This window comes from candidate division WOR-3 bacterium (assembly GCA_016867815.1).
GTDB lineage: Bacteria > Hydrothermota > Tepidihabitantia > Tepidihabitantales > Tepidihabitantaceae > UBA2258.
The window spans coordinates 1-5,064 of the sequence record VGIR01000139.1; the positions used below are offsets into that span (position 1 = coordinate 1).

The window sequence follows — 5,064 nt, forward strand, 5'->3', positions numbered from 1 at the left end:
TTTCATCACCCGCACACGCAGCACATCCAAAGCCGCCGGCGATAGACGCCGAGTATCGTCTTCTCTCATTACTCACAGTATACACCAAACCGACTCCCATGTCAAACATTTTATGCTCTGATTAGTAATTGTACCCGTGACGACCCGGATGTCAAGTATGGTCCTGGCTTGTTCCAACCTGACCTGGACCGGGGTCGAAACCGGGGAGCCGCCGACCGTGTGGTTGGTCGGCCTGCATTACGCTGTCCGGGTCTTGCGACGGACGCGGCAGGATGCCGCTATTGGTTGCCTTCTGCCGAACCACGCCGAGGACCATCGGGTCCGAGATCACGGCCTGTGTCTGTTGGTGGATACAAAGCGACTGCCGGGCATGTGCAGCCCGGCAGAGCCTTGGGCGGAAACCCGCTGAGGCCTCTAGCTCCTCAAACTCTCCGTCCTGGCCCGAACCCTGGTCTCAGTCCCGAACTGTGACGACCGTTCCGCCGGACCATGGCAAATCCCGTCAACTACTGGCGATGTTCGAGCACGGGACGGCGCAGGGCGCGGCAAGGCCTGAATCCTTGAAGCATCCGTTATATGTATCGTACGGGCTCCCCTTGATGGATACGCCCTTGCAGGCGGCAAGTACCATTTCCTCCGCTCTCGTCCGGGCGAAAACCCGCAACTGGGGCGTGCTCCATCTCTTCTTATCGGAATTACTCATCTCCACCTCTCTGAATCTGCAACTGGTCGATCCTCAGTAGTCGTGCTCCCGACGACTCTCCTTGTGCCCGCAGAGACAGAGAAAGCTGTCCTGCGTCGGCCTGATCTCACAGTTGAATCATACACCCGGCTGGCCGGCTGTCAAGCGTGTCGCAAGGCTCTCGGGGACTTCGCGCACGACTTGACAGCGGTGCCGCGCTGACTCAGACTAGTCCATGCAAACAAAGACGTTCTGCTGCTTTCTCCTTGTCGTTCTGGTTACAGCCGGCAGTGCGGCGCCCGGCCGGATAGCCGTAGTGCCTGCTTCGGGGCGCGCCTCCCTGACAGAGCTTGCCCGGGCCGGCGTGCTGGTCTACGCCCGCACTGAACGGTACGTGTTCGCCCAACCTGTCGGCGGGATGGCCGCGGGCACGCCGGCACTGGAACTTTCGCTCAGCCCGGGTCGAGCGACATACCTGGTGTACAGTGCTCACGTCCGCGCGCCGCTGTCGGGCTCGGTGCTCTGGCAGGACGGAAGCACCCTGTTGATGCAGCTCTCACCAACTGAGGCCGATGCGGCTTCCCGGCAGGGCGCCGAACTGCGGCTTCTGCCGGACAAGCCGCACCCCATCCGGCTCGCTCCCGAGCGCTCCTACCCGCTCTCTCCCGAGGCCGACACGCTGATCGAGCGGCTCATCGCCAACGTCTCCGCCGATTCGATCCGGAAGCAGATCCAGCGCCTGCAGGACTTCGGAACCCGCTTCACGCCGACCGAGAGCTGCCATGCCTCCGAGCAGTACATATTCGACTACTTCACTTCTCTCGGGATGGACTCGGTGGAGCTCGACTCCTATTCGGTCTATGGCTACCTCCTGCACAATGTCGTCGGCACCAAGGTCGGCCGGCGCAATCCCGACAAAGTCGCCATCATCTGCGGCCACCTGGACTGCACCTCCGATGACCCGTGGAATCTGGCGCCCGGAGCCGAGGACAACGCGTCGGGCACGGCCATGGCCATCGAAGCCGCCCGCGTCCTGGTCGGTGAGAGCCTCGACCAGACCGTGAAGTTCATCGCCTTCACCGGCGAGGAACAGGGCCTGCTCGGCAGCTTCCATTTCGCCGAGGCGATGCGCAACATAGACGCCGATATCACCGGTGTGTTGAACTTCGACATGATTGCCTGGCCCGGCGGCCAGTTCGGCGTCTCGATCTTCTGCGACTCGGCTTCGTACGGGCTGGCAGAGATGGAGGGCCACATGGCCGAGCTCTACACGACCCTCGACCACCAGGTTGTAGTCGGCTCCTATGGCAGCGACCAGCTCGCTTTCCACGAGTACGGCTACCAGGCGACCGCCGGCGCGGAGTACGGCAGCTGGTATCCCTACTACCACACTACCGGTGACACCATCGGCAACCTTTCCATGCCGCTGGCCGCCGAAGTCGCGAAAATGGGAATCGCCGGGCTCGTCACCCTGGCGATGTCGCCGGGCACGCCCGACAGCTTCCGGCTGTGGGACGTCGGCACCGGCGGCGCGCTGGAAGCGACCTGGAAAGAGAACACCGATTCCGACCTGGCCGGGTACCGGCTGATGTGGGGAACGACTTCGGGCGTCTACACCGATTCGCTCCTCGTCGGCCGGGTGTCGCACCAGCGCATCAACGGGCTGGTTGATGGAACGCGCTACTACGCGACCATCGTTGCGCTCGACTCGGCCGGCCACGAAAGCGGCCCGGCCCCGGAACAGAACGCCGTACCCGGCGTTCGGCCGCTGTCGCCGCAAGGCGTATCCGCGCGGCCGTTCTTCCAGGGCATGGCCACATTCTGGCTGCGCAACCAGGAACTCGACCTCGCCGGCTACAACATTTACCGCTCGACCGTGTCCGGCTCCGGCTACGCGAAAGTGAACGGCGCGCTGGTAACCGACACGACTTACAGGGACTCGGGGCTGATGTCGGACACGATGTACTACTATGTCGTTACCGCGGTGGACTCGAGCGCGAATGAGGGCAACCGCTCCGCCGAGGTACGCGGCAAGCCGATAACTCTCGACCACGGCATCCTGCTCGTTGACGAGACCCGCGACGGCAACGGCCAGCGCGGCAGTCCGAGCGACGCCCAGCAGGATGCGTTCTACCGCGCCCTGCTCCGCGGGACGTCGTACAGCGACTGGGACGTGGCCACGGAGAGCGTGCCGCAGGCCGGCGATGTCGGCCCGTACTCGACCATCGTCTGGCACGCCGACGACTACACCCAGCAGCGGCTCCACCCGGCCGTGCCGGGCCTTGCCAACTACCTGCAATGCGGTGGCAGGTTGTGGCTGGTGGGCTGGAAACCGATACTCGGACTGCTGGGCTCGGGCAGCTACCCGTTTCTGTTCTCTCCCGGCCAGATGCCGTACGAAGAACTTCATCTCGACGCCGCCGGCCAGTGCCCGACGAACAACTTCTTCGGCGCGTCCGGCCAGTCCGGCTACCCGGACATCTCCATCGACTCGATGAAGCTCTTCGCCTCGTTCCATGGCCGGCTCCCGTACGCGGACGTGCTCTACCCGCGCGACGCCGATACCGTGCTGACTTTCAACGCTGCTCTGGGCGACAGCTTCCAGGACAAACCGGTCGGCGTCCGCTGGCTAGCTGGCCCGGGCAAGGTTGTCAGTTTCGGATTCCCGCTCTACTACACAGTCGAGTCCGAAGCCCGCGCCGTGGCGCTCAAGGTGCTGGCCGACCTGGGCGAGCCGTACGGCATAGAGGAAGGAGCGAAGTCAAGAGCGGAAATGAAGAAGGTACTGCCGACCGTCGTCCACGGAGTACTTTACCTTCCGCCTTCATCCCTACGCCTTCATCCTTCATATCTCCTCTCCGTAGACGGCCGCCGCGTCATGTCCCTCCACCCCGGCGCGAACGACGTCCGCGGGCTCGCGCCCGGCGTCTACTTCGTGCGCGACGAGCCTCAAGCCGCAAGCCTCAAGCCCCAGGCAATTCGAAAGGTAGTGCTGACGAAGTAGACGTCCGCAAGAGATTCGGGCGGGCTCATCGCCCGCCCGAATGCACTATACGCTCGTCCCGATAACCCTCAGCCGACGCCTGAACTACACGCTCTCTGGCGGTGGCCGCAGAGGCTAATGGCGGGTCCGAACTTCGAGCTTCGGACTTGATTCGTCACTCGGGATTCGAGCTTCGAGCTCTGGCCCCGAACCACTATCCTTTGCTCGCCAGGTAGTCGCAGAAGCTCTTGAGCCCGGACCCGACGCGGCTGCTCGCGCCGCGGACCGCCGGTATGGCCAAACGCATGAGTCCTATGACCTGGGCCGACGTCAGCTTCTCGCTCGCCCGCGAATTGTGTTCGGCCAGAGCCACGGTGAAAGCTGCTGCGGCGCCGCCGTAGTCTTTCTTGTCGACGAACAACCGGACAGCGTCAACCACGTGGTCGGCTGACTTCACGCCCGCCTTGTGCAGGGCGGACTGCAGAGCGGTGTAAGCCACCTCTTCCCCGGCGATTCGCGCGGCCCGCCGGAACCAACGGCTGTTGCAGTTCAGCGCTGCGCAGCCGATGGCGACGACAAGGACGGCTAGCAGTAGCCTGCGGACGTAACGGATAGTATTCATGGTTCTTCTCCTGTGACTGCGTATGGTTTACCCGCTGCGGGCTGCATTGTCAAGAAAACTGCCTGCGCGGGCCGGGATGCAGGCGGGACTCGAACCCGCGGACCGGACATCGAATCCGGGAAGATGAGGCCTCGCGCCGGAGGCGCGATTGGACCTCGCGAAGCATGCGGCGACGCATGGGTCGTAGCACCGGCAAAGGCATCGTGGGCTGTGTGCTGCGTCGCTTCGGCCGGTTCGTCGATAGCTGCATCGTGAGCTGCATCGCAAACTGCATCAGAAGTTGCTTGCGAAGCTGCATCGCGCGCTGCATGAGACGTTGCACCAGTCGCCGCACCAGCAGTTCCATGTCGTGTTCCGTGAGTCGAATCACGAGTCGATGCTCGACTGGTTGCGTGTTTCGTGGCATGCCGAGCTGCATCGGCCGAAGCAGCCGCCCGGGCGGCCCGTGGGCCGTCCACTCCCCGGCAGAATTGTGGTCGAGAACGGCCCGACCACTGCATGTAGACGGATTCCCATTCCCTTGCTGACGTACATGTCCGGGCTACCCTGTCCGGCCTAATTCTACGACGTTGTAGAATGAGCGGCGAGGCAGGGATATGGCACAAGTGACCGTAGAGCATGAAGTTAGCCACTTCGAGCCGCAAAACACCGAGGTCCTGTCAAATGTTGTGGAAATAGCTGAGCGGTGTCTTGGGGTCATGCTGCTGCTTTCACTTGAAGGCCATTGCGGTACTTGGCACCAGCTACCACCGCCGCAACCAGCTCCGGCGCATTCAG

General features: G+C 63.2%; 3 protein-coding genes. 1 reads left to right on the forward strand and 2 read right to left on the reverse strand.

Annotated features, from left to right (window positions below; all coding sequences use genetic code 11):
- Positions 1–502: 502 nt before the first annotated feature.
- On the reverse strand, positions 503–703 hold the full coding sequence (locus FJY68_13295) for a hypothetical protein (protein MBM3332799.1): 201 nt from the start codon (positions 701–703) through the stop codon (positions 503–505).
- A gap of 214 nt (positions 704–917) precedes the next feature.
- On the opposite strand from FJY68_13295, the gene FJY68_13300 reads away from it, so the two are divergent.
- Positions 918–3,686 carry a M28 family peptidase gene (locus tag FJY68_13300; protein MBM3332800.1) on the forward strand — a complete coding sequence of 923 codons (2,769 nt, stop codon included), beginning with the start codon at positions 918–920 and terminating at the stop codon, positions 3,684–3,686.
- 193 nt (positions 3,687–3,879) lie between these two features.
- Here the strand turns inward: FJY68_13300 and FJY68_13305 are convergent, their stop codons facing one another.
- Entirely contained in the window at positions 3,880–4,287 is a 408-nt protein-coding gene (locus tag FJY68_13305; GenBank protein MBM3332801.1) for a hypothetical protein, read from the reverse strand.
- Positions 4,288–5,064: the final 777 nt, after the last annotated feature.

What these genes read in the sequence shown, in the direction of transcription:
- FJY68_13295 (MBM3332799.1), bottom strand. Translation starts at nt 703, where the DNA reads ATGAGTAATTCCGATAAGAAGAGATGGAGCACGCCCCAGTTGCGGGTT.
- FJY68_13300 (MBM3332800.1), top strand. Translation starts at nt 918, where the DNA reads ATGCAAACAAAGACGTTCTGCTGCTTTCTCCTTGTCGTTCTGGTTACA.
- FJY68_13305 (MBM3332801.1), bottom strand. Translation starts at nt 4,287, where the DNA reads ATGAATACTATCCGTTACGTCCGCAGGCTACTGCTAGCCGTCCTTGTC.